General features: G+C 45.4%; 22 protein-coding genes. 6 read left to right on the top strand and 16 right to left on the bottom strand.

Features of this window, described 5'->3' with window-relative positions; all coding sequences use genetic code 11:
- Positions 1 to 182 precede the first annotated feature (182 nt).
- The 5 genes from I2F54_RS06505 (at position 183) to I2F54_RS06485 (ending at position 5,387) form a co-directional block, all read left to right on the top strand.
- Entirely contained in the window at positions 183 to 2,084 is a 1,902-nt protein-coding gene (locus tag I2F54_RS06505) for a tetratricopeptide repeat-containing sensor histidine kinase (protein ID WP_195500787.1), read from the top strand.
- A 104-nt stretch (positions 2,085 to 2,188) separates the two neighbouring features.
- Positions 2,189 to 2,842, top strand: coding sequence for a response regulator (locus I2F54_RS06500; protein WP_118046048.1), 654 nt, complete (start codon positions 2,189 to 2,191; stop codon positions 2,840 to 2,842).
- A gap of 28 nt (positions 2,843 to 2,870) precedes the next feature.
- Positions 2,871 to 3,608 carry a hypothetical protein gene (locus tag I2F54_RS06495; protein ID WP_009120589.1) on the top strand — a complete coding sequence of 246 codons (738 nt, stop codon included), beginning with the start codon at positions 2,871 to 2,873 and terminating at the stop codon, positions 3,606 to 3,608.
- Positions 3,609 to 3,642: 34 nt separating this feature from the next.
- Positions 3,643 to 4,404, top strand: a complete 762-nt coding sequence (locus I2F54_RS06490; RefSeq protein ID WP_022217794.1) for a hypothetical protein — start codon at positions 3,643 to 3,645, stop codon at positions 4,402 to 4,404.
- 14 nt (positions 4,405 to 4,418) lie between these two features.
- Positions 4,419 to 5,387: a hypothetical protein gene (locus I2F54_RS06485; protein ID WP_195500786.1), complete on the top strand. Its 969-nt coding sequence runs from the start codon at positions 4,419 to 4,421 to the stop codon at positions 5,385 to 5,387.
- A 118-nt stretch (positions 5,388 to 5,505) separates the two neighbouring features.
- On the opposite strand, the gene I2F54_RS06480 is transcribed toward I2F54_RS06485, so the two are convergent.
- The 13 genes from I2F54_RS06480 to I2F54_RS06420 all read right to left on the bottom strand — a co-directional run bounded on the left by I2F54_RS06480 (position 5,506) and on the right by I2F54_RS06420 (position 20,055).
- Positions 5,506 to 6,048, bottom strand: coding sequence for a 2-oxoacid:acceptor oxidoreductase family protein (locus tag I2F54_RS06480; protein ID WP_195500785.1), 543 nt, complete (start codon positions 6,046 to 6,048; stop codon positions 5,506 to 5,508).
- A gap of 22 nt (positions 6,049 to 6,070) precedes the next feature.
- The gene (locus tag I2F54_RS06475; RefSeq protein ID WP_009120593.1) at positions 6,071 to 6,832 is read right to left on the bottom strand and encodes a thiamine pyrophosphate-dependent enzyme; all 762 of its coding nucleotides are present in this window, start codon (positions 6,830 to 6,832) and stop codon (positions 6,071 to 6,073) included.
- Positions 6,833 to 6,844: 12 nt separating this feature from the next.
- Complete coding sequence (locus I2F54_RS06470; protein ID WP_009120594.1) at positions 6,845 to 7,018, bottom strand: hypothetical protein; 174 nt, start codon at positions 7,016 to 7,018, stop codon at positions 6,845 to 6,847.
- A 61-nt stretch (positions 7,019 to 7,079) separates the two neighbouring features.
- Complete coding sequence (locus I2F54_RS06465) at positions 7,080 to 8,165, bottom strand: 3-methyl-2-oxobutanoate dehydrogenase subunit VorB (RefSeq protein WP_009120595.1); 1,086 nt, start codon at positions 8,163 to 8,165, stop codon at positions 7,080 to 7,082.
- A gap of 11 nt (positions 8,166 to 8,176) precedes the next feature.
- Positions 8,177 to 8,404, bottom strand: a complete 228-nt coding sequence (locus tag I2F54_RS06460; RefSeq protein WP_009120596.1) for a 4Fe-4S dicluster domain-containing protein — start codon at positions 8,402 to 8,404, stop codon at positions 8,177 to 8,179.
- Between the two features lie 17 nt (positions 8,405 to 8,421).
- Positions 8,422 to 8,697: a tetratricopeptide repeat protein gene (locus I2F54_RS06455; RefSeq protein WP_009120597.1), complete on the bottom strand. Its 276-nt coding sequence runs from the start codon at positions 8,695 to 8,697 to the stop codon at positions 8,422 to 8,424.
- A gap of 171 nt (positions 8,698 to 8,868) precedes the next feature.
- Positions 8,869 to 10,272, bottom strand: coding sequence for a glycoside hydrolase family 28 protein (locus I2F54_RS06450; RefSeq protein WP_087425749.1), 1,404 nt, complete (start codon positions 10,270 to 10,272; stop codon positions 8,869 to 8,871).
- A gap of 141 nt (positions 10,273 to 10,413) precedes the next feature.
- Positions 10,414 to 12,888, bottom strand: a complete 2,475-nt coding sequence (locus I2F54_RS06445; protein WP_195500784.1) for a glycosyl hydrolase 115 family protein — start codon at positions 12,886 to 12,888, stop codon at positions 10,414 to 10,416.
- A gap of 409 nt (positions 12,889 to 13,297) precedes the next feature.
- Positions 13,298 to 13,735, bottom strand: a complete 438-nt coding sequence (rpiB, locus tag I2F54_RS06440) for a ribose 5-phosphate isomerase B (protein ID WP_039950196.1) — start codon at positions 13,733 to 13,735, stop codon at positions 13,298 to 13,300.
- Positions 13,736 to 13,823: 88 nt separating this feature from the next.
- Positions 13,824 to 15,833 (bottom strand): transketolase family protein, encoded by a 2,010-nt coding sequence (locus I2F54_RS06435; protein ID WP_195500783.1) that lies wholly within the window; start codon positions 15,831 to 15,833, stop codon positions 13,824 to 13,826.
- A gap of 559 nt (positions 15,834 to 16,392) precedes the next feature.
- On the bottom strand, positions 16,393 to 17,547 hold the full coding sequence (gene galK / locus I2F54_RS06430) for a galactokinase (RefSeq protein ID WP_087413060.1): 1,155 nt from the start codon (positions 17,545 to 17,547) through the stop codon (positions 16,393 to 16,395).
- A gap of 47 nt (positions 17,548 to 17,594) precedes the next feature.
- Complete coding sequence (locus I2F54_RS06425; RefSeq protein ID WP_009120602.1) at positions 17,595 to 18,905, bottom strand: MFS transporter; 1,311 nt, start codon at positions 18,903 to 18,905, stop codon at positions 17,595 to 17,597.
- 52 nt (positions 18,906 to 18,957) lie between these two features.
- Positions 18,958 to 20,055, bottom strand: a complete 1,098-nt coding sequence (locus tag I2F54_RS06420) for an aldose epimerase family protein (protein ID WP_195500846.1) — start codon at positions 20,053 to 20,055, stop codon at positions 18,958 to 18,960.
- A gap of 201 nt (positions 20,056 to 20,256) precedes the next feature.
- Between I2F54_RS06420 and I2F54_RS06415 the strand changes: the two genes are divergently transcribed.
- A complete protein-coding gene (locus I2F54_RS06415) occupies positions 20,257 to 21,231 on the top strand; it encodes a type I phosphomannose isomerase catalytic subunit (RefSeq protein ID WP_195500782.1) in 975 nt (324 codons plus the stop codon).
- A 137-nt stretch (positions 21,232 to 21,368) separates the two neighbouring features.
- Here the strand turns inward: I2F54_RS06415 and I2F54_RS06410 are convergent, their stop codons facing one another.
- The 3 genes from I2F54_RS06410 to I2F54_RS06400 all read right to left on the bottom strand — a co-directional run bounded on the left by I2F54_RS06410 (position 21,369) and on the right by I2F54_RS06400 (position 22,910).
- Positions 21,369 to 22,148: a DUF4373 domain-containing protein gene (locus I2F54_RS06410; RefSeq protein ID WP_195500781.1), complete on the bottom strand. Its 780-nt coding sequence runs from the start codon at positions 22,146 to 22,148 to the stop codon at positions 21,369 to 21,371.
- A gap of 30 nt (positions 22,149 to 22,178) precedes the next feature.
- Positions 22,179 to 22,529 (bottom strand): SH3 beta-barrel fold-containing protein, encoded by a 351-nt coding sequence (locus I2F54_RS06405; protein ID WP_410518262.1) that lies wholly within the window; start codon positions 22,527 to 22,529, stop codon positions 22,179 to 22,181.
- 186 nt (positions 22,530 to 22,715) lie between these two features.
- Entirely contained in the window at positions 22,716 to 22,910 is a 195-nt protein-coding gene (locus tag I2F54_RS06400; protein WP_009120607.1) for a hypothetical protein, read from the bottom strand.
- Positions 22,911 to 23,710 lie beyond the last annotated feature (800 nt).

Here is a 23,710-nt window from a genome sequence, read left to right as displayed (position 1 = left end):
TAGGCGCAAAGATACAATAAAAAATTATTCGCTTACGGAATTCAGTCTTTTTTGCTTCTTTTTCTTGTAAACAGAAGTGTCGTATGTTCCGAGTTTTTTATATTTGCACAGATAGTACAATCTGATTATGTGTATTGGCTTTATAATTGATTGTTGACAGCTTGATAAAATCCATTCGTTATATGAAAACACTGTTTATTCTTTTGGGAGTATTTGCCATTACTCCTTTTTTGTATGCCCAGGATGCGGAATTAGAAAAATATCAGGCAAAACTTATCAGTGCCGGGAAATTGAATAACAAAGACAGCATTGCCGCTGCATACAGCGAGTTGAGTGAATATTACTCGAACCGTTCGGTGGATAGTTGCCGTTATTATGCAGAAAAAGGGTTGGAAATTTTGCAGACCAAGAACTCCCCTTTGTATGCGTCGTTGCTATGTAATTTAGGCGACGCTTATTTCTCTTCGGGTAATCTGGATAAGGCGTTTCATTATTTTTCGATGGCTCACGATGAAGCGGCTCGCCAGAGGGATACTGCTCTTTGGGCAACGGTCAGTGCCAACCTTGGAGTGGTCTGTCGCCAAAAAGAAAGACTGGACTCCGCGCTTATTTATTATAACGAGGCTTTGGACTTACTTGAAGGGCGCGAATACTATTCCGAGCAGGCGCAGGTTTTGTGCGGTATTGCCCTTTTGTATGCCAATCAAAGTCGTTTGGATGAGGGAATCGCTTATGGTAAACGTGCTGTTGAGGCGGCGGCAAAAAGTCAGGATTTGGATATGATATTATATGCCAACTATTCCTGTGGCAGCATTTACTTTCTGCAAAGGCGTCATGACGAGGGAATAGGCATGTTGCGTGCCGTAGTGACGGAAGGCATCCGGCAGAAGAAACCCAGATATGTGCTGAAAGCCTATACGGTGATGCTTGAGATGTTTAAGGCGTTGGGCAATCGTGATTCGGTGGACGTATATATGGAAAAAGCGGAAGCCGTCATACCGCAATTACCTGAGGAGTCAACGGAAGTATTCGGATTCTTGGAAGAACAGTTCCTAATCTATATGTCTCAAGGCAGGTATCGCGAGAGCCTGAATATTCAGAAGAAATTGTTGAAGTATCGCGGAGCCGGATTGCATCTGCCTATGGACAAACTGTATTTGATGATGGCGCGCAACTATCGCGACCTGCAGGAACCCGAAAACTCCATGTATTACTACGATATGGCTTACCGGGTGTGTGACAGTCTGCATTCGGAGCATATCAGCAAAGAGCTGTCCGACCTGACCGTGAAATACGATACCAGGGAAAAGGAGCTTGAAATAGTCCGTTTGAATCAAGTTCAGTTGGAACAGAAAGCGCAGACCATGCGGTGGATTATGGCAACCGTTGTCGTGGTCTTTATATTGATACTCTTTCTGCTTTATTATGTTTTCCGCCGTAAGCGCATTAAGAAAGAGGAAGAATTGAAACTTGCCCAAAGTTATATAGAGGGATTGGAGCGTGAACGTACGCGCCTTGCCAAGGAGTTGCACGACGGCGTATGTAACGACCTGCTTGGCATTGGCATGAATATGCAATGCATGCAGCCCACAGACGAGTCGAAACAAGAACTCCTGGCTTTGCTGGAACAGGTACGTAGCGATGTCCGTTGTATTTCCCACGAATTGATGCCGCCTAAGTTCCGGTCTGCCACTCTTGCCGAGACGATAGAGGCTTATGTGGAACGGCTTGTCCTGCCTGCATCCGTACAACTCGCATTCAGTAAAGAGAGTGAAGAAACGCAGTGGAGCCAAGTACCCGAAGAAGTGTCTTATGAGGTGTACCGTATCATGCAGGAATTACTGTCCAATATCCTGAAGCATTCCGGAGCTACGGAGATAGATGTGATCCTCACATTGAAACGGAGACTGCTGACTCTGCAAGTTTCGGACAACGGTAAAAACTATCGTGGTAGTGAGGTGCAGGCAAAGGGTATCGGGCTTACTACCATCCAAGAACGCGCGAAGACCGTCGGCGGTTTGTTTACTGTAAATATTCAGGACGGAAGCCAAAAGTTCAGGCTTGAAATACCATTATCCATTTAATAGAAAACCGTTATGCCGGAGAGTAAAATCACTATTTTTGATGATGCCGCATATTAATAAATGCTATTTCTTTGCAACATAATTTAGAACACAAAGATAGGTTGATGAAAGAAAGAGATATACGCATTTTGTTGGTGGATGACCATGATTTGGTGCTTCAAGGTTTGAAGCGGATAGTGGAATGTTCGTTACCGGAAATAAAAAACGTATGTACTGCATCGTCGGGACAAGAGGCTTTGCTTCTTATCGCATCTCAACGTTTCAATCTTTTCGTGTTGGATATGGAGTTGCCCGACATATCAGGGATGGATATCATTGTGCGAATACGGGAGAAAGACCCGCAAGCGCGTATCATTGTGAATACCATGCACGAGGAAATCTGGTTTATCAAGAACTTGATACAGTGCTCGGTAGACGGTATTCTGTTTAAATCCATTGATTCTACAAAAATAGCCGAAGCCATTCGCCGTGTGCTGGATGGCGAAACGTACTATTGCCCTTATGCCGAGCATGTGCGCGCACAGATGAAGCGTTCGGACGAAGGGCGGCGTGAAGAGCTGACCTTGCGTGAACTCGATGTGCTGAAACGCATCTCCGAGGGTAAGAATACGCAGGAGATAGCCCAGGAACTTTGTGTCTCTACCAATACGGTCGATACACACCGGCGCCATCTGATGGATAAATTGGATGCCCGGAATGTGGCAGACCTGATTATGACGGCTATCTCCAAAGGGATTATCCCTATCCGTAAATGCTGACGACATTACTCATTTAAAATAGTTTGATATGATGAAAAAGTTTACGGTTATAACTTTGTCCGCAATGTTCTGCGGACTGGTTGTGTTGTCAGCGTGCGGTGGTGCCGCTTCGGGTTCGGCCGCAAGTAGTGATACGCCTTTGGGGCGTGTACCCGCCATATTCGTAGAGGTGGCAGCTAAGAAAAAAGCGTTGGATGAAAGCTTGCGCAAAGAGGATGATTTAGACCGTTATCAAAAGAAACTGAAAGAGTTTGATGAATATGCGGCCAGGAGTTATCAGAAGGCGGCGGAAGAGGGTGAGAAACTCGTGGGACGCGAAATCGTTTGTACCGGAGACGTATATCCCGACTTTCAGGTAACAGGTGCTAAAGTGGCGGAATATCATGCCGGCAGAGAGGCTGGCAGTATAATTGTACGGGTTACGGTAACTCCCAAACGGGATATTGTAGTACGCGAAACCAAACGTAAATGCGCCGAAGGCGAATATCCGTTGAAAGACACCCGTCTGTATTTCGCCTTGATGAAAGCCAATGACCATTTGATTGAACTCGGACAGTTGAACCCTTTCAACAGTAATTCTTATAACAGTTCCTTGAAGGCCGAGTATGCTCCCGGACAGATGATTCAAGCCGGTGTGCCCTGCCATAGTGAAGGCGCTCCCGTTTACATTAACTGCCATACTTACGACTTTACGGAGTTTGCCAAGATTGTGTTTCTGGCGGAGAAAGACTATATGGCGATACGTAAACAAGCCTATGGCTTCTAAACGTACGGTTACTTAATAAAAAAAGCAGGCAAATATGAACAGACTTTTAATGACGGCGGCAGCCATTGCGCTGACCGCTTGCGGTGGCGTATCTACACAAAACGGAAATAGTACGGGCCGGGAAGGACTGAACGGTAAGGTACATAAGGTTCAGACCTTGATTTACAACGCGAAGGCGCAAGGCGATAAAATAGTAAAGAACGGCAAACCGGACGTTTATCGGGAGACGGATTTTTTTCCGCAAGAAGATACCCGGATTTATAGCGCAGCCGGACAACTCGACTCTGTAATAAGCGTGGTGGATGCCGTTAAGTACATCACAGTCTATGATTACCAAGACGGAAATGTCAGCAACGAGAAACTCTTCCGGAACGGTGAAATGGTTACCGACCGTAAGTATATCTATCAGGGCGGTAATTTGGCGAATACAATCGAAGATATGTATATAGACGGTGATAAGATTACCAATGAGTATCCGGCGGATGCCTCAAAGATAGAGTATGCGGACGGTAATCGCATAGAGCATGGAGATACGGAACGTGATTATGTAGTGAAAGACGCTCGGGGACGCGTACTTAAAGAATCCGCTTACAGTGAGATGGATGAATACCTGACCGTTAAAGAGTACACCTATAATGAAAAAGGCTGGTTGGAAACCTGCGTATCGTCCGATGATAATGAAGTTTCCTATGACTATACGGAAACAGACGACCGGGGCAACTGGACACGCATGGTGATAACCCTTAACGGGCAGCCTTATGGTATTGCGGAACGTAGCATTACTTATTACGAATAATAGAATGAAGTAATATGGAAATTTTAATCGTATTGTTGGCTTTACTTTCCCAAATATTAGGGTTGTGCGGCTTTGTTTTTTCATGCCTCTTGTTTTTGAGGTTCGGTAAGATAAAAAGTTGGTTCAATAAGAAAGCGGGTACGGAGATTGTCTCTTCATTCAGCTTCCGTTCTCTTCGTACATTGATTATAACAGGTGTGCTGGGTTTTATGATGATGATGGCGGGTTTGCTTTCCGGCGCATTGCTTTTTATGGACGAGACTCCTGCGGATACGCAGCTTTATTGGGTTGCGGGGATATGTGTGGCGTTGACCCTGGTCTATCCCGTTTGGCGCATTGTACGCCGTATTCTGAGTTGCGGCCGGGCGGAAAATAAGAAAGCGGAAACCTGGCGTCTTTTTTATGACATAGCGGTAAATCTTGCTGCGCTGTGCGGCGGATTATTGGTACTTGTCGTTTTGTCTTTTGTTGCGGTAATCTTGTCATTCACCAAATGGAGTAATTTTGTTCCCAACCGTTTGTACGAAATGTCGGGAGTGGATGTCGTGCCGGAGTCAAAGGGTTATTACTGGGTAGGTGCCGTACTGGGCGTTGTCGCGGTCTTTTCGCAGTGGCTCGGTTCGGATAGCCAGGATATGATTGGCTGGCTGGTGGGGATTTCCGCCCTTGCATTGATTGGTTACGCTTTGTATCAAATACGTAGCGCGGTACCCGAGGACAGGAAGCGACTGATGTGGCGGTGGGGTTATATGATATTGACTACGTATGCCGTTTTCACCATTACCTGGATATTGATATTTGTGGCGATCGCGCTTCTTATTCTTTATGTAGTGCTTGCGGCTACCGGCAATACAGGTGGTAAGGACAAGTATAAAGTGACTTGCGATAATCTGACAGATGATGTAATTAACGGAAGAGGAATATGTAAGATTACAAACTCCAGATGCAAGATGCGTGATACGGGAGTTTGTCCTTATAACTGATGTTGGCCATTAACGTATCAGACTTGACTATTATTATAAAACTCCCCGAATAGGCGGGTAAGAAAAAACGGATGATGTTTCCTTTAAGAAAGCATCATCCGTTTATAGTTTAGGTACTTTATACCTCTTTAATCAGCTCCATACCACGCTTGATGGCCTCTTCATTCATCGGTATCAGGTGGTGATGACGTTCGGGGAGTGTCTTTTTCAATCCCTTGATAACGTTTTCCAAAGTCACGATCGGAGCAATCTTCAACAGACCGCCCAGTACAATCATGTTGAATGCTTTGGCGTTGTTCATCTCATTGGCGGCATCCATAGCGTCGATGCGGTAAATGTGGATATCCTTACGTGTGGGCGGGTTGATAATGCCGTAGCCGTCGTAGATAAGTACGCCGCCGGACTTTACCTTACTCTCGAACTTCTCCAGCGAGGGTTGGTTCAGAATGATAGCCGCGTCGTATTTGCTCAGAATAGGTGAGGAGATTTTCTCGTCACTTACAATCACGGTTACGTTTGCCGTACCTCCGCGTTGTTCCGGGCCGTATGCCGGCATCCAGGTAACCTCTTTGCCTTCCATCAGTCCGGAGTATGCCAAAATCTTGCCCATGGACAATACACCTTGTCCGCCGAAGCCTGCTATAATGATTTCTTCTTTCATTGTTCTTCTGTTTTTAGCATCATTATTTATCTTTCAAGTCACCTAACGGATAGAAGGGGAACATATTCTCCTGCATCCATTTGTTTGATTTTTCCGGAGACATTTTCCAGCCGGAGTTACAGGTGGAAACAATCTCTACGAGGTTGGAGCCTTTGCCTGCCATGGAGTTCTCGAATGCCTTGCGGATAGCTTTCTTCGCCTTGCGGATGGCGGGAACGGTTTCCACACTTTGGCGGGTGACGTAAGCCGTACCTTCCAGTTGGGCGGCAATGTCGGCTATCTTCAGAGGATAACCGTGCAAATGCACGTCGCGTCCGTAGGGGCTGGTAGAGGTCTTCATGCCCACAAGGGTAGTAGGAGCCATTTGTCCGCCGGTCATACCGTAAATGGCGTTGTTGATGAAAACAATGGTTATATTCTCGCCGCGGTTCAGCGCATGGATTGTTTCGGCGGTACCGATACAGGCCAAATCACCGTCGCCCTGGTAGGTAAATACCAGACGGTCCGGCCACAGGCGCTTGATAGCGGTGGCAAGTGCGGGAGCACGTCCGTGAGCGGCTTCCTGCCAATCGATATCTATATAGTTGTAGATAAATACGGCGCATCCCACAGGGGAGATACCTACGGCTTTATCTTCCAGTCCCATTTCTTCGATTACTTCGGCAATCAGTTTATGAACCACACCGTGGCTGCATCCCGGGCAGTAATGCATGGGATTATCGTTCATCAGAGTCGGTTTCTTGGCAACCAGGTTCTCAGGTTTGATAATATCTTCTTTTGTCATAATCACTTCTCCTTATCTGTTGGTGAACCGTATGAAAAACTCCATGAGCTTGACGAATATGGCAGCGCCGCAAACGTATATAAACAGCTTGAAGTCGTCTTTTGCCACGAAATATACGATGATGGCTGCCAGAGCAAGTACCATGAAGAGAATATTCAGTACGTTTCTTATTTTATCAGGATTCATTTCTTAAATTGAGAATTAAAAATTAAAAAATACAAATAGAGTTACTGAGATTTCTTACTTCTCAATTCTCATTTTTTAATTTGGCAAGTGCCGTAACAATCTCATCCGGATCGGGGACGATACCGCCGAGGCGTCCGAAATGTTCCACTTTCACTTTTCCGTTTACGGCCAGGCGGACATCCTCAATCATCTGTCCTGCATTCAACTCGGTGACCAGCATACCTTTTACTTTGTCGGCATAGGCGGCAATGGCTTTGGTCGGGAACGGCCACAGGGTGATAGGACGAAGCATTCCGACTTTGATACCCTCTTCACGAGCCAGTTCCATGGCCTTCTGGCCGATACGTGCCATAGAGCCGAACGCTACAATCAGGTATTCGGCATCGTCGCAGTGAATCTCTTCGAAACGTACTTCGTTTTCTTCGATTTCTTTGTATTTGGCTTGGAAACGGATATTGTTTTTCTCCATTTCTTCCGGTTTCAGTTCCAGAGAGGTAATGACATTGGGCTTGCGGCCGTTGGTTCTGCCGGTAGTGGCCCACGGGCATTGCTCGATAACTTCGGCATCCGTACGGCGAGGCTTCTGTACGGGGAGCACTACTTTTTCCATCATCTGACCGATTACACCGTCGGCAAGGATGATAGCCGGGTTACGGTACTTGAAGGCAAGTTCAAAACCCAAACTTACGAAGTCCGCCATTTCCTGCACGGAAGCAGGGGCAAGGGCGATGAGACGATAGTCACCGTGACCGCCGCCTTTTACGGTCTGGAAATAGTCGGCCTGACTCGGCTGAATGGTTCCGAGGCCGGGACCGCCGCGCATCACGTTTACAATCAGGCACGGCAATTCGGCTCCTGCAATGTAGGAAATTCCTTCCTGCTTGAGGCTGACGCCGGGGCTGGATGAAGAGGTCATTACCATTTTTCCGCTTCCGGCGCCACCGTATACCATATTAATAGCTGCCACTTCACTTTCTGCCTGGAGTACTACCATGCCGGTGGTTTCCCAGGGTTTCAGTTCGGCAAGTGTTTCCAATACTTCCGATTGGGGAGTAATAGGATAGCCGAAGTATCCGTCGGCACCACAGCGAATGGCTGCGTGGGCGATGGCTTCGTTTCCTTTCATTAATACAACTTCTTCTGCCATATTCTTCTTATTTATTCTACTTTTACTTTATAAACCGAGATACATCCGTCCGGACATACGGTTGCGCAAGAACTGCATCCGTTACAGGTATCTTCCAATATCTGGTGGGCATAGTTATACCCTTTTACATTCACCTCTTTGGTGAGGGCTATTACATTGAGCGGACAAGCCACGGCACACAGGTTGCAGCCTTTGCAACGTTCGGTGTCTACTACGATTGCTCCTTTGATTTTTGCCATAATTTACGTTCTTTTATTTATTGATTGTACATATCCTTATGAAAGAAGTTCAGAATATCCATCACCATGTTGCGGGCTTGCCGGGCGGGACTGTCCGGATTGAGGTCAATGGCATATTGGTAGTTATTCAGCGCCTGCTGCCAGTTGCTCTGCTTGCGGTAAGCATTCCCCCGGAGGTAATAGGCTTCGTCTTTTTCGGGAAAATCGGTTTGAAGTATTTCGTCAAGCTGGAGGATAGCCTGCTCTACATTTCCCTGATTGATAAGCTCTTTTATGGTATTTAATTGCTCCATATCATTCTGAGTTCCGGATTATTGAAGTACAAAGATAGTTTTTATTTAAAGACAATATGCAACTTATTTGCTAAAAATAAGAAAACAAGGGGAATAAATAGCCCGGAATCTTTATTGCTTTTTGTCACAATGTAAAGGTTCCGGGCTGAACTATATGAAAATGTGGTTGTCTTACTTTACAAGTTCTCCGTTTATATATAAATTCTTGAACGTAATGTCTTTTGCTCCTTTTATTTGATTACCGCCTTTTTCCACATTGTTAAAGCGGGAGTCTTCCACACTTACGTTATAAACGTGTTTATCATCGTCGAGTCCGATGATGAGGACACCGAGCTTACTCTTTTCGCAGGTTACATTTTTGAGGTGTACGTTGCGTACGGTAGGAGCATAGCCACGGTTACACTTTTCACGGTTTTCGTATTGCAGATTGATGCGGAGTACGGCTTCGCGACACTGGCCGACAGTGACGTTACGCACAAATACATTCTCTATCAGTCCGCCTCGGCAAGTACTGGTCTTGATGCGGATTACGCGATCCAAATCCGGACTGTCCATGCGGCAGTTCTCTACGAACAGGTTACGGTAACCACCGGATATTTCGCTGCCGATGACTACACCGCCATGACCGTTTTTCATGAAACAGCCGCGTACTATGATATTCTCGCTGGGGATGTTCCATTTGCGGCCGTCTTGGTTACGTCCGGATTTAATAGCTATACAGTCGTCACCCGTATCGAAAGTACAGTTTTCTATCAGCACGTTTTTGCAAGATTCCGGGTCGCAGCCGTCTCCGTTGGGACCACGGTTGAAAACGTGTACACCACGTACGATGAGGCTTTCGCAAAACAACGGGTGGATAACCCAGAACGGAGAGTTCAGCAGGGTTACATCTTCTATTAATACTGTATTGCAGGAATAGAGGTTGATGAGTTGCGGGCGCATACCGTCTTCGGGCTTCATGATGCGTTTGTATATGGGAGTAGAGGTCTCGCCATACATCAACAGACGTTCGCGTCCGCCGTTGCGTTGGGCAACCATCCCTTCTTTCCAGCCGTAGCGTGGAGCGCCGCACATAGACCACCAGGTTTCATTGGAACCTTGTCCGTCAATTGTACCTTTACCGGTAATGGCGATGTTGGTTTCGCCGTACGCATATATCAGCGGACGGGCATTATAGCAGTCCAAACCTTCCCAGCGGGTAATGACGGCGGGAAAGTAAAGGCTTTGGTCGGTGGAGAATTTCAATACGGCACCTTCTTCCACATGAAAATTCACATTGCTCTTTAAGGTGACAGGGCCGGTATGGAAAGTCCCTTTGGGTACTACGACTGTTCCGCCACCGTTCAGGCTGCATGTTACGATGGCCTGGTTGATAGCCTCATGACAAGGTTCATCCGGCGTATCGGGCTTTGCGCCAAAATCTGTGATGAGATAGGTGCGGTCGGGGAAAGACGTCCTCTTGATTTGTTTTTCGATGTTGGCGCTTTCCTTGAAAGCTTTGTCAAAATCTATCGGATTGGCAGTTGCCAAAGTTACCGATAGAAGCAGGGAGATGATTCCGATTACTTTCTTCATGCGTTTTTCTTTTATGTTCTTAAATGGTAATTAGATTACGTTGACAAAAGTAGGAAAACTCTCCAAATGACAAAGGTTAGTTTTTGATTGAAAGTGTGTAATAATTGACTGAAATGGTTCCCTCTATGATACATTGGAGATTCAGAGAGGTTTCAGCGTTTCCGGCGCACCCAGATAACTCGGTTTCAGTCCGCCTGCGTGAATCAGAATCTTTTCGATAACGATACCCGGATTCAACGGACGGATACGCAACGTGTGCATGCCTTTTTTAGTTAATTGATGGATTGAGCGGGATTCGATAATCGGATTGGACTGCCATTTGCCCAACTCTCCGGTATAATGACCGTTGAAATTGATGATTTGCTCTTTCCCGCCGTCAAAACTGACTGCATAACTCAATCCTTTGTTCTCGTTGAAGTTCAGGGTAGGAGCAAGTAAGAGTTCTACCCGTACGTTTCCGGTCTTTTCCATTTCTATGTCATACTCCAGATACATCTTCTCCGGTGTCAGGGTGACGGGAAGGGTGGTGATGCCCGATAGTGTCTTTCCGAATCCGGGAATGATGCTCCATGTGGTTTTACCTTCACTGACGGCGCGTGTGAAGTGCCCGGCTTCGATAGATACATATCCTTTCGTTTCTTTAAACGTATAAGGAACGGAACGTTCGGGTACACGGGTTATTTTGGGCATGGTTCGTTTTTCCGGATTGTTCCAGGAAGTATAGCCGATATGAATCTGGCTCATAAGGTGATTCCACTTTCCGTCGGCTATTGTCTTATGATAATAATCGGTCAAGATGGAGTCGCGTTGAAAGCAGGATGCCACTTTATCCGCCCAGTAATTTGCTTCCGGATCTTTTTTGGCTGCCAACGCTTGGTTCTTGGCTTGGGCATAATACATATTATATAGGTTTGAACATGCTTGAACCGGGAACGAAATAAGCTGGTCGTAAGCGTTTCTGTATTCTGATGGCAACAAGAAACCGAGGTTGTGCGCATCCAGCGCCAACGTATTGTATTCATTGACGACACGTTCCCATTCGCCGTAATTGAAGCTGTACGTTTTGGCATTCAGCATTTCGGGAGTGACCCGGCGGTTGTATTTGGCATAAAGAGAAAGAATGCGTGCCGCTTCTTTGGCATATGTGCGGCCGAATTGCCGGGCGCAGAATTCTTCTGCATGCTGTTGCAGGTTTTGGGCATTGAATTTGTCGGGGTTCCATGCCATGTCCAGGAAGAAGGTGATGGGGTATTCCATAGGTTTCAAATCACCTACGTTGACTATCCATAACTTGCGTACGCCATATTCGTAAGTCAGATGCATTTGCTCCCAGATACGGGGAATGGGGTTGATGTTAATCCATTTGGAATTTCGGGGGGCGCCCACATAGTCGAAATGGTAGTACATGCCGTATCCGCCGGTACGCGGCTTCTCATCCGGGCGTGGCAGTTTTCGTACATTGCCCCAGTTGTCATCGCACAACAGCAGGGTAACGTCGTCCGGAACACGCATTCCTTTGTCATAATAGTCTTGCACTTCTTTATAAAGCGCCCATACCTGTGGCGTTTTATCAGCCTTTTTACCTGTCACTTTCTCAATGATTTCGCGCTGATCTTTCACTATATTCTCCAATAATGAGATATTGGCGCCTTCGCTCATCGGTTCATCGCCGTCGCCGCGCATTCCTATGGTGATTACGGATTCCCAGTTTTTGGCGCGTTCTATGCCGTAAGTCCAGAAATCATTGAGACCTTTCTTGTTTTGTGTATAGTCCCATGCTCCTTTGCCGCGCCGTTTCCAATCTTGTTGCGCCAAGGCCATAGGCTCGTGATGAGAAGTTCCCATCACGACTCCCATGGTGTGGGCCAATACGCCGTTCTGCGGGTCATCGTCATAAAAAGCGCTTCCCCACATTGCAGGCCACATAAAATTACCCTTCAAACGTAATACCAATTCGAAAACATGCTTATAAAATGTGCTGTTGAAGTCGCCGAATTTTTCTTTTGCCCAGTTTCCCATGCACGGCCACTCGTCGTTAATGAAAATACCACGGTACTCTACTTTAGGTTCACCGTCTGTATATATACCCGGTTTTATATAGATATGTTTGTGTTTGTGTACAGGTACGTCCGCCCACCAATACCAGGGGGATACGCCTATTTGTCCGGATAGTTCGTAAATGCCGTAGATAGCTCCGCGTTTGTCGCTGCCGGCAATGACAAGTGCTTTTTCCACTCCGTCGCAAGGAGAAAATACGGTCTGCAGGAGATACTTTTCTCTCTTGCCTTCCAATTCTTTTTTCTCTAATTTGCCGGAAGACAAAAGGCGTTGTATCAGCGGAGACCGGTATGTTCCGACTAAAACGGCATATCGGCTATTTGCGTGTGTACTAATCTCGGGTTTAGTTCCGCATACGCTGAAGATATCCTGTTGCAGGTTGTCTACGGCCATTTTTACTCCCGGTTCTTCATCAGCATCGATGATAATGGGACAAGGCTTCCCATCGGTTGCTAACGGGAAACAGTCGCCGTCCGGTTTAAATACTATAAATCGGTCTGCCGAGAAAGCCATAAGGCTGATGAATGAGAGACAGAATGATAAAAAAATCTTTTTCATGGTTTACAAGTAAAATGGTTAATCACGATTCGTTTTTCTAATGGCAAAGGTAAGCCATCCTCGGCATAAACAGTGAATTATTTGATTCTATTCCATGATTGTACGTAACAACAGGTATTCCTGATGTTTCATATCGTGTTTTATATGTTACATTACTTTTCCTTTTACAGAAAACAATCTTTGGATATACATCATTGATATAAAAATCTTTCTATCGGTAAATCTTAGGGATTCAGAAGACTTTATTATGATTTAAGAATAATAGGAAATCCGTCCCCTAAGATGAAAAAAATCATCCTGTGAGAGGAAATAAATCGTCTCACAGGATGATTTTTTTCATTTCACGGGATGAATAATTCCGTCTCGCGAGATGAAAATAACAGGTTAAGGGCTTCCCTTATTCCGGAGATTATCCTTGTACCGGTATCTTGTCTATTCTCCGTTGGTGACGTCCACCCTCAAACGCGGTGTTGAAGAATTCGGTCATAATCATATCCGCCTCTTCCGTGCCGATGAAACGACCCGGCATGACAAGGACATTGGCATCATTATGCTGGCGTGCCAGATGAGCGATTTCCGCAGTCCAGCAAAGGGCGGCACGAACGCCTTGATGTTTGTTGAGTGTCATGTTGATGCCGTTTCCGCTACCGCAGATGGCAATTCCCGGATAACATTCGCCTGCCTCGACAGCTTGTGCCAATTGGTGGGCGAAGTCGGGATAATCGCAACTCTCGGCGGAGTAGGTTCCGTAATCTTTGTAAGGCCAGCCTTTTACTTCCAGCCAACCGCGAACGTACTCTTTCAGTTCGAATCCGGCGTGGTCGGAACAAAGTCCAATAGTTTTCATATAAAAATAAAGTGATAGAGTGATAAGTGATAAAACGGCAGGTGACAGTTTCATCGTTTTATCACCTTACCGTTTTATCGCCTGTTTATTAAATCATTGCTTTTACCTGCTTGTATACGTTCTCTGCCGTAAAGCCCAGTTTTTCGTCCAATACTTTGTAAGGAGCGGAGAAACCGAACGATTCCAGTCCCCAAACCTTACCGTGGGCACCTACCAAGCCTTCCAGCGTAACGGGCAGGCCGGCGGTCAGACCGAATACTTTTGCGTCTGCCGGAATAATGCTTTCCTGATAGCCCGGAGCCTGACTGCGGAACAGTCCTTCGGACGGAGCGGATACGATACGCAGTTTGATACCGTCTTTACGTAGCAGTTCCGCACCTGCCACCAGCGTAGCCACTTCGGAACCTGAAGCGACGAGGGTGATGTCCGGATTCTCGTCCGAGCCTGCTACGATGTAAGCGCCTTTGGCCGCCTGACTGTAATCGTTGCCTGCGGGCAGGTTGACGATGTTCTGGCGGGAGAATATCAAAGCTGTCGGAGTAGACATATTATCCATTGCGAGTTTCCATGCTATGGTTGTTTCTTCCGCATCGGCGGGACGAAGTACCAGCATAGAGTTATGTCCCTTGTGGTTCTTCAGTTTTTCCATCAGGCGGATTTGTGCTTCCTGTTCTACCGGTTCGTGAGTAGGACCGTCTTCTCCTACGCGGAATGCGTCGTGTGTCCAGATGAATTTTACGGGAATTTCCATCAGGGCAGCCATACGTACGGCAGGCTTCATATAGTCGGAGAATACGAAGAATGTTCCGCAAGCGGGGATGATACCGCCGTGCAGCGCCATACCGATACAGCAGCATGCCATTGTCAGTTCCGATACGCCTGCCTGGAAGAATGCGCCGCTGAAATCGCCTTTCTTAAAGGCGTGAGTCTTTTTCAAGAAACCGTCGGTCTTGTCGGAGTTGGACAAGTCGGCGGAAGCGACAACCATGTTCTCTACCTGAGTGGCAAGAGCGCCGAGCACGGTGGCCGATGCGGCACGTGTAGCCACGTTGGCTTTCTGCTCGATAGCAGCCCAGTTCACTTCGGGAGCCTTGCCGGAGAAGAACAGTTCCAGTTTGGCCGCTTTTTCAGGATTGGCTTTTGCCCATGCGGCTTTGACTGCATATTTCTTTGCCATGATGCTCTTCAATTCGGCAGCGCGTTTAGCGTAAAGTTCGGCCACTTCCGGGAAGACTGTGAACGGATTTTCCGGGTTACCACCCAGATTCTTGATTGTGTTTACGTAAGCGTCGCCGCCTAAAGGAGCGCCGTGGGTAGCGCAGTTGGCTTCATAGCTGCTGCCGTCCGCCTTGCGCGCGCCTTTACCCATAACGGTATGGCCGATAATCAGTGTAGGACGCTCTGCCTCGGCTTTAGCTTCGTTGAGTGCACCGCGGATGGCATCTGCGTCGTTACCGTCGATTTTGATGACTTTCCAGCCCCATGCCTCGTATTTCTTGGCGGTATCTTCGATGGTTACATCTTTCGTTTCGGTGGAAAGCTGGATGTCGTTGGCGTCATAGAACATGATGAGGTTGTCCAGACCCAGCGCACCGGCAATACGGCCTGCGCCCTGTGAAATTTCTTCCTGAATACCACCGTCGGAGATATATGCGTAAATAGTCTGGTTCATTACTTCTTCAAAACGAGCCTTCATGAACTTGGCGGCGATGGCTGCTCCGACGGCAAAGGTGTGTCCTTGTCCCAACGGGCCGGAGGTGTTTTCAATGCCGTGCATGATGTCGCGTTCGGGATGTCCCGGAGTGGGGCTGCCCCATTGACGGAACTCTTTCAGCTCATCCAGCGTGAACTTGCCTGCCAGCGCCAATGTGGAATAAAGCATCGGTGACATGTGTCCCGGGTCAAGGAAGAAGCGGTCGCGACCTTCCCAGGCGGGATTCTCAGGATCGTATACTAAGAACTCGGAGAAGAGTACATTCACAAAGTCGGCACCACCCATAGCGCCACCGGGATGTCCGGAGTTGGCTTTTTCGACCATAGAAGCAGCAAGGATACGGATGTTGTCCGCTGCAAGGTTCATAAGTTTCTTGTCGTTCATATTATTAAAATAATTATAATTTGAATACTCTTTAAGCGGGTTGATTTCTTGCTTGTTAATTTTAACAGGACAAAGATAACTCTTTATGTCTAATCCGCAACATAGAAAGTCGCTCTTTTTTCTTGCACCCGTCACCCGCTTCTTGTTTTAATTACAATAAGTCTTTGCGGTTGATTTACTGTAACTCAAGGGTAACAACCGATTGGGCGGGGAGTTTTATTTTCAGAACTTCTTTATTGATTTTTATCTCTTTGAGAGGTACTGATTTCACTTTGCCGGGGTTTTAAAAGGAATTAAGGCCTGTTATCCGTAAGGAAGTAATAATTTTTCCTACGGCCTTTCGGGCTTGTGCTTCCGGCGGATGTACAATAACTTTCCGCTTGTTATTTACATCAACGTTTTATTGTTAAAATGTGGGGTACGCTCTTTGGAAACTGTTGCACTGCATAAAAAAGGGCGTATAGTGATAAAGTAGCAGGATGGATGCAAGCGACAAAAATAGGGTGATACTGTGGAAAACCACTTTATCACCCTATCGCTTTATCGCTTTTTGATTTGTTTATTCTAATCTGCGTGCACCGTCGCTGATTACGACATCGTAAACCTTCGGGCTTCTGTTGAATTTCTTCTTGAATTCCTCTTTGGCTCTTTCGATAAAGGTGCTGTACAGTTCTTCTTTAACGAGGTTGATGGTGCAACCGCCGAAGCCGCCGCCCATAACACGCGAACCGGTTACGCCGCAATCAAAAGCAAGGTCATTCAGGAAGTCGAGTTCTTCGCAGCTTACTTCATACAGTTTACTCATGCCATGATGTGTTTCGTACATCTTCTGGCCTACCGTTTCGTAATCGCCTTTTTCCAAAGCATCGCAAACATCGAGCACGCGTTGGATTTCTTCAATCACGTATTCTGCGCGCATAAAGTCTTCCGCGCTGATTTCGGCTTTGGCTTCTTCGAGCATTTCCATGTTGCAGTCACGCAGGAATTCCACATGCGGGTGTTTTTTCTGGATAGCGGCAACGGCAGCCTCGCAGCTTTGACGACGCTTGTTGTATGCGGACGAAGCAAGTTCGTGTTTTACTACGGAGTCTACCAGTACCAAGCGGTAGCCTTTCGGCTCGAACGGGAAGTACTGATATTCCAGCGAGCGGCAATCCAGACGGATAAGGCTGCCTTTTTTACCGAATACGGAAGCAAACTGGTCCATGATGCCACAGTTAACGCCGCAGTAGTTGTGTTCCGTAGCCTGACCTATTTTAGCCAATTCGAATTTGTCGATTTTATTGTCGCCGAACAGGTCGTTCAATGCATAAGCATAAGTACTTTCCAATGCAGCGGAAGAGGACATACCTGCACCCAAAGGCACATCGCCTGCAAAAGCGGTATTGAATCCTTTCACTTCTACACCGCGTTTAATCATTTCGCGGCATACACCGAAAATATATCTTGCCCAGCTGGCGCGGGGAGCGTCTTCTTCGTTCAGACCGAATTCCACATAATCTTTCAAATCAATGGAATAAGCTTTGACTGTGTTTGTGCCATTGGGTTTCACTTCTGCAATCATACCTTTGTCGATTGCTCCGGGGAATACAAAACCACCGTTATAGTCGGTATGCTCACCGATTAAGTTGATGCGACCCGGAGAAGCATAAACAGCTCCTGTTGTTCCGTCAAAATGCTTGATGAAACGGCTTCTTACGTATTCTATATCCATGATATTGTTTTTTAAGGTGAATAAATCTAATTACCTGTATTTATCTATCAATCAACTTTAATATCCTTGTTTACGTTCTTGCAACCTATCAGTGCATAATAAAGCAGATAGGCGAGGGCCACTACAATCAGCCAATAACTTGTGAGGTAGCCGATTCCGTCATTCCAGTCAACAATGGCGTTTTGCAATAGAGGCAGGATACCACCGCCGCAAACAAGAACCATGAAGATTCCGGAAGCTTTTTCCGTATATTTACCTAATCCTTCTACGGCAAGGTTGAAGATTCCACCCCACATGATGGATGTACAAAGTCCGACTAACGCAAGGAACATCGCATTGACAGGCACATGTACGAGTCCGAACATTCCTTCGGAACTGTTTTTGAATACCGGCATATTTACCATTGAGTCTGTTGGCGCGAACATGGCGGAGATAACCAGGATAATTCCTATGGCAGAAGCCGTTCCCAACATCGCTTTGGCTGAAATCTTGCTACCGATACTTGCGCCGATAAGACGGCCTACCAACATCAGCAACCAGTATGTAGCGGTAACGGAACCTGCAATGGCTTCTGCTCCTGCTCCATTTACACCCAATACATCCAAATCCGGATTTTGTAACCATTTGTTCAATACGTTGGGTACTCCCACCTCTATTCCCACATAAACAAAGATACCGATGGCGCCGAATATGAAGTGGCGGAATGACAGAGGTCCGTATTGAGAATGAGTGGAATCGGTTTTTACCTCTGCTTTTTCTTTTTCAGGTATGGTGGAGAAGAAGATAACGATGAATGCGAATGCGAATATAGCCAAAGCTGCGTACATCAGAGGGAATACGTCGCTGATTTTGGCATTGGTAATGGAAGGTATCAGAATACCGGTCAGGATGATTACGGAAGTTCCTGCCAATGAGTTGAATGAGCCGCCGAGCTGGATAAGCTGGTTGCCTTTGTTTCCACCGCCGCCAAGGGAGTTAAGCATAGGGTTTACTACCGTATTGAGCAAACACATGGAAAAACCTGCAATGAATGCCCCCAACAAGTAAATACCGAAGCTGCCGGCCACACCGGAAAGCGTCTGGATACCTACTCCTACGAATCCTATCGTAATGGCAATGAGAGCCGTTTTCTTATATCCCATTTTTTGCAGCATATTGCCTGCCGGATATCCCATTACAGCATAGGCGATGAAGTTGGCAAATACGCCGAGAGTGCCCATCCAGTTGGGTACGCCAAATTGAAATTTCAAAATGTCACCCATCGGTGAAGCCAGGTTTGTTACGAATGAAATCATACCAAACAAGAAAATCATTACGATGATGGCAACGATGTTCCCGTTCTGTTTTTGTTGTGTCATGGTTTTGAAAAATTTATAAGTTTATAATTAGGTTAGTTATTTCATTGATGCGCTATTCTTGTACACCGAATTTATAGATGGTAATTTGCTGATATTCGTCTCCGGGAAGCAATACTGCCGATGGGAAATGCGCCTTGTTGGGAGTATCGGGGAAACATTGCGCTTCAAAGCACACGGCGCTTCTTGCGGGGAAAGTTGCTCCATGAGAGCCTGCAAATCCACCCAGCCAGTTTCCTGTATAGAGCTGCACGCCGTTTTCTGTGGTATACACTTCCATCGTACGTCCGCTTACGGGCTCTGTGCAAGTGGCGGCGAGGCTTAATTCACCGCTTTCCGTTTTATTCAATACATAGCAATGGTCATATCCGGCTCCGTTTACCAATTGTTGGAATTTATCATCGATACGCTCGCCGATGGCGTGAGGAGTACGGAAATCCATAGGAGTACCTTCCACTTTCAGAATCTCTCCGGTGGGAATGGACACTTCATCGATAGGAACGTAAAAATCGGCGTTGATAGTGAGGATGTTATTCAGAACGGTAGGCGAGGGATTGGAAATACCTGCGAGGTTGAAGAAACCGTGATTGGTTAAATTAACAACAGTAGCTTTATCGGTTGTAGCCCGGTATTCTATAACCAGGGCGTTTGTCTCATCTTCTAGACGATAAGTCATTTCTACTTCCAAAGTTCCGGGAAAGCCCTCTTCGCCGTCGGCGGATGTGTAATTGAAAATGACGGTCGATTCATTGGGCTGAACCGCATCCCATACACGGGCGTGAAAGCCGGTTGGTCCGCCGTGCAGTGAATTGGGGCCGTTGTTAACGGTCAATTGATGCTCCTCGCCGTATAAAGTGAATTTTCCATTGGCAATTCGGTTACCGTAACGGCCTACCGTGGTACTTAAGAAAGGTTCGGGACTGTTGATTACATGCTCTATACTGTCATGGCCTAAAATAACATTGGCATATTTTCCGTTTTTGTCGGGCACCATAATCGAAAGAATTGCACAACCGTAGTTGGTTACCGCCACTTCCATGCCCAAAGCGTTTTTGAGGATATATAAATCTGTTTTCTTGCTGTTTATATTCTTCTGAAAGTTTTTTCTGTCCAAACCGGACAAATTACTTTCTGTTGGAGCAGTGTCTATCATATTCATGGTATTATTTAATTTTCTTGCAAATAAAGAGAAATTCTTTTGTTCCCCCAAGTAATTGAGAAGAAATGTAGAGAACATTTTATGAAAGTTTAGCGTTTAACAATTAGAATACAAATTGATATTTTTTGTATGTTTGTCGCGTTAATCTGAAAAAGTATTGTAACAGTATTGAATTGTACTAATTAAAAACAACGAATGTATCCTCTAAAATTTGAGCCTATCCTGAAACAGACACTTTGGGGTGGCGACAAGATTATCCCATTCAAACACTTGGATGAAACTCTGCCGAATGTAGGTGAGAGTTGGGAAGTTTCAGCGGTAGAAGGTAGTGAATCGGTAGTAGCCAATGGTGCGGACAAAGGGTATACTTTGCCCGAAATGGTTCGTAAATATAAAGACGAGTTGGTGGGTGAAGCAAACTATGCGCGGTTTGGAAGTAAATTCCCGCTATTGATAAAATTTATTGATGCCAAATTGGATTTATCCATTCAGGTGCATCCGGGTGACGAACTTGCCAAGAAGCGTCATAACAGTTTCGGTAAAAACGAGATGTGGTATGTGATTGCCGCGGACAAAGGCGCGAAACTGATTTCCGGTTTTTCCGAGGAGATAACTCCGAAGGAGTATAAAGACAGAGTGCACAACGGAACGTTTGCCGAAGTACTTCAGACTTGCACAATAGAACCGGGGGATGTGTTTTATGTACCTGCCGGTCGCGTACATGGTATCGGAGCCGGAGCATTTGTTGCGGAAATTCAACAGACTTCCGATATAACTTATCGTATCTTCGATTACAATCGCAAAGATAAGGATGGTAAATCCCGTGATTTGCATACCAGCCAGGCGATGGATGCCATTAATTTTTCCGATGTGCAAGACGATTTCCGTACGGAATACGAGCGTATCCAGAATGAGCCCGTTGAAATGGTAGCAAGTCCTTACTTCACTACTTCCGTGTATGATATGACGGAAGAAATCACTTGTGACTATTCGGAACTGGACTCATTCGTTATTTTTATTTGCGTGGAAGGTGCTTGCCGTCTGACGGATGACAATCAGAACGAAATAACTCTGCGTGCGGGGGAAACGGTGCTTTTGCCTGCTGCTGTTCAGGAAGTAACAATCGTGCCGGAAGGCGGGAGAGTGAAACTGCTTGAGACTTACGTGTAAGAGTTGATAGTATTGCTGCGATGAAGTTAACTGTGTGCCATGCAGTTAGTTAACATCGTAGTTGCAATGAAGTTAACATCATGCGGCCAATGATGTTAACTTCATTTTTTTGCTGTTTTTTCTTTAATTTCCGGATATTAATTCCCTGTCTTTTTCTTCTCTTTGACTAATGCGGCGATGAGGTATTTCCCCTTGGCTACAATTTCACTCCAGCGCGTGTTGTGTATCACTTGCCATACGTAACCTTTCAGCCTTCCATAGTCGGACAGGCGCAAAATGGCATTCACTTCTTCGTTTTTTGTGATTTTCATTTGCCGTAGGGTGAATATCAATCCGTCATAATTATGCGTTTGCTTGTTGTAGGCATATCCCGGTACAGGCAGAAGAGAATGCTCGTCGGAACTCCCTTCTTCTGTTTCTGCTTTTATTTGCTTTACTTTACTTTGTTCGGAAATGTCTGCATTTTGGGATGAAATGTTTACAGGCTGCATGCAATATTCTTTGTTTGGTATACTGTTTTCTTCGTCCTGTATGCAGCTTTCCAATAAATAGGGTAGGGTGTTTAAGTCCCTTTTTCTCCGTTTGGTAGCTTCCAGCCATACCTTTTGGATGGTGGCGGACGTCAGCACGTATTGTTCTTCGTAATACTTACGGTCAAAAAATCCTTTGTCTATGAGGATACAGATTATCTTTTCCATGTTTGTTTCTTCAATGCCTGTTTTATGGGCAAAGAGCGTGCATTGCTCTTTGTCCCACAACAGATAATAGCCTTTCTCTTTGTACATCTTGCACAGTAGTTTTATTACGGCGGTAATTCCTGCCAGTCCGCATTTGGCTTCTACGAGTTCTATCGGTGCGTCATCAAAGAAATTCACATTCAATGGGAAATACATGATTCCCCCATAATTCATTGCCATAGTTTGTTTTAATTTTTGAGTGATTAATAATCAACATACGGGGCTCCATTCAAGGAAATTCTCAAGTTGGAAAGTTCTCCATGCTTGTTGTTCGATCTCCCAATATGCAATGGTAGTTGTAACTCTTGCGATGTCATAGTCTTGTCTGAACATGTTTTTGTAGGGAAGCAGTGTTGCCCTGACGAGTCTGAATGTTCCGTCCTGCCTATGATAGGCAATGAGCGCATGTCCGTATTGCATGTGGTCTATGAGACTTTCAATACGTTTTGCCATCCATGTGGCGCAGTTTTCCGTGTAATTCTTTTCCAGCATGATACGGATTTTCCATAGATTGCGAATGGCTTCGTGAAGTGAAGCGGGCTTTTTTCGGTTCATCATCATTTAATTTTGTAGATTTAAAAAACAGGTAATATTCAGTGGGGTTCAAGTAGTGGAAAAAAGAAAGATGCTGCTTCTCTTGAGGAAGAAACAGCATCCTTGCAGTGTGGCTTAATCCTTACTAATAGTTGGCAAAGGTAGAGCCTTTCCTGATAGGTTGTTCATCATTAATTACGGGCGTTTTTTTACTTATTTCTTGTTCTGTTTTCCTCTGGGATTTGCGCAGTTCATATCCTTTAGCAAATCGGTAAGTTCGCCTCTGATAGTATTGGTTGCTATGGGTTTATTACTCTTGGTTAAGAATAGTTTTTTCTCAAAAAGGAACTTTGCTAAAGTGGTTATTCCGGCTGTGGGAGCCACTTCCAAATATTCTTTCAGATACATTTCCAGAAAGGCTTTTTCAATGATTTCCCGATGTTCTTTTATACCTGTGATGGGAGCTCCGGGCTTGGCTCCCCGCTTTTTCTTAATGCCTTGATTTATTGTTGATTTACTAAATGCTTTACTTACACTTTTGTTTTTTTTAGTTTGTTGTTCTCTATAACTTTTTTCATCGTCTTCTTTGTTTTTATGCCCTATAATAATTAATGATGAAAAAATAATCGATGCCGAAAGTAGTTTTTATCGGTGATATACACAAACAAATTGAGTTATGTATTTTCTTTGGTAGAGGCGTGTGGAGAGGTAATGGGCTGGTAATTAATTTGCTATACCTGGAAGGGGGAAGTGTTTTTTAGACGTTCGTTTAAAAGACACTCTTTTTAGGAGGATTTTTTAAAGCATTATTTATATAAATAATAAAGTAATAATGGGGTCTTTTTAAGTGTAGATAATGAACTGGTTTAAAGATATTTATCTAAATAAGAGCTCCTGTTTGGAAATATTCTTATTAAACATTTTGCCCGTTTGAGAAATAGGTTGTATCTTTGTGCACAATAAACGAACGTCTAAAAGATGCTTTTTCTTTTTAGACTATTCGTTTTCAGCTTTTTGTAAGCTAATAACTAACATAACTGTTTTTCTACTTCTTTTTCCGTGATGGTAGGAAGTTCTAAAACAATATGGATGCTAACTAAACTATTGGAAATAACTGCATTACATGACTTGATCGGTAGGTACTACGCTACTCCGGTGTCCCTAAAGAACACCCTTTTCACAAGGCTTCATGTTATTCCCAATCTTGC

The organism is Bacteroides clarus (assembly GCF_015555825.1).
GTDB lineage: Bacteria > Bacteroidota > Bacteroidia > Bacteroidales > Bacteroidaceae > Bacteroides > Bacteroides clarus.
Note: the sequence above shows the minus strand (reverse complement) of the source record. Positions and strands in the feature narration are given on the sequence as shown.

Coding starts and splice junctions, on each gene's coding strand:
- I2F54_RS06505 (WP_195500787.1), top strand. CDS start 183: ATGAAAACACTGTTTATTCTTTTGGGAGTATTTGCCATTACTCCTTTT.
- I2F54_RS06500 (WP_118046048.1), top strand. CDS start 2,189: ATGAAAGAAAGAGATATACGCATTTTGTTGGTGGATGACCATGATTTG.
- I2F54_RS06495 (WP_009120589.1), top strand. CDS start 2,871: ATGATGAAAAAGTTTACGGTTATAACTTTGTCCGCAATGTTCTGCGGA.
- I2F54_RS06490 (WP_022217794.1), top strand. CDS start 3,643: ATGAACAGACTTTTAATGACGGCGGCAGCCATTGCGCTGACCGCTTGC.
- I2F54_RS06485 (WP_195500786.1), top strand. CDS start 4,419: ATGGAAATTTTAATCGTATTGTTGGCTTTACTTTCCCAAATATTAGGG.
- I2F54_RS06480 (WP_195500785.1), bottom strand. CDS start 6,048: ATGAAAGAAGAAATCATTATAGCAGGCTTCGGCGGACAAGGTGTATTG.
- I2F54_RS06475 (WP_009120593.1), bottom strand. CDS start 6,832: ATGACAAAAGAAGATATTATCAAACCTGAGAACCTGGTTGCCAAGAAA.
- I2F54_RS06470 (WP_009120594.1), bottom strand. CDS start 7,018: ATGAATCCTGATAAAATAAGAAACGTACTGAATATTCTCTTCATGGTA.
- I2F54_RS06465 (WP_009120595.1), bottom strand. CDS start 8,165: ATGGCAGAAGAAGTTGTATTAATGAAAGGAAACGAAGCCATCGCCCAC.
- I2F54_RS06460 (WP_009120596.1), bottom strand. CDS start 8,404: ATGGCAAAAATCAAAGGAGCAATCGTAGTAGACACCGAACGTTGCAAA.
- I2F54_RS06455 (WP_009120597.1), bottom strand. CDS start 8,697: ATGGAGCAATTAAATACCATAAAAGAGCTTATCAATCAGGGAAATGTA.
- I2F54_RS06450 (WP_087425749.1), bottom strand. CDS start 10,272: ATGAAGAAAGTAATCGGAATCATCTCCCTGCTTCTATCGGTAACTTTG.
- I2F54_RS06445 (WP_195500784.1), bottom strand. CDS start 12,888: ATGAAAAAGATTTTTTTATCATTCTGTCTCTCATTCATCAGCCTTATG.
- rpiB (WP_039950196.1), bottom strand. CDS start 13,735: ATGAAAACTATTGGACTTTGTTCCGACCACGCCGGATTCGAACTGAAA.
- I2F54_RS06435 (WP_195500783.1), bottom strand. CDS start 15,833: ATGAACGACAAGAAACTTATGAACCTTGCAGCGGACAACATCCGTATC.
- galK (WP_087413060.1), bottom strand. CDS start 17,547: ATGGATATAGAATACGTAAGAAGCCGTTTCATCAAGCATTTTGACGGA.
- I2F54_RS06425 (WP_009120602.1), bottom strand. CDS start 18,905: ATGACACAACAAAAACAGAACGGGAACATCGTTGCCATCATCGTAATG.
- I2F54_RS06420 (WP_195500846.1), bottom strand. CDS start 20,055: ATGATAGACACTGCTCCAACAGAAAGTAATTTGTCCGGTTTGGACAGA.
- I2F54_RS06415 (WP_195500782.1), top strand. CDS start 20,257: ATGTATCCTCTAAAATTTGAGCCTATCCTGAAACAGACACTTTGGGGT.
- I2F54_RS06410 (WP_195500781.1), bottom strand. CDS start 22,148: ATGGCAATGAATTATGGGGGAATCATGTATTTCCCATTGAATGTGAAT.
- I2F54_RS06405 (WP_410518262.1), bottom strand. CDS start 22,529: ATGATGATGAACCGAAAAAAGCCCGCTTCACTTCACGAAGCCATTCGC.
- I2F54_RS06400 (WP_009120607.1), bottom strand. CDS start 22,910: ATGTATCTGAAAGAATATTTGGAAGTGGCTCCCACAGCCGGAATAACC.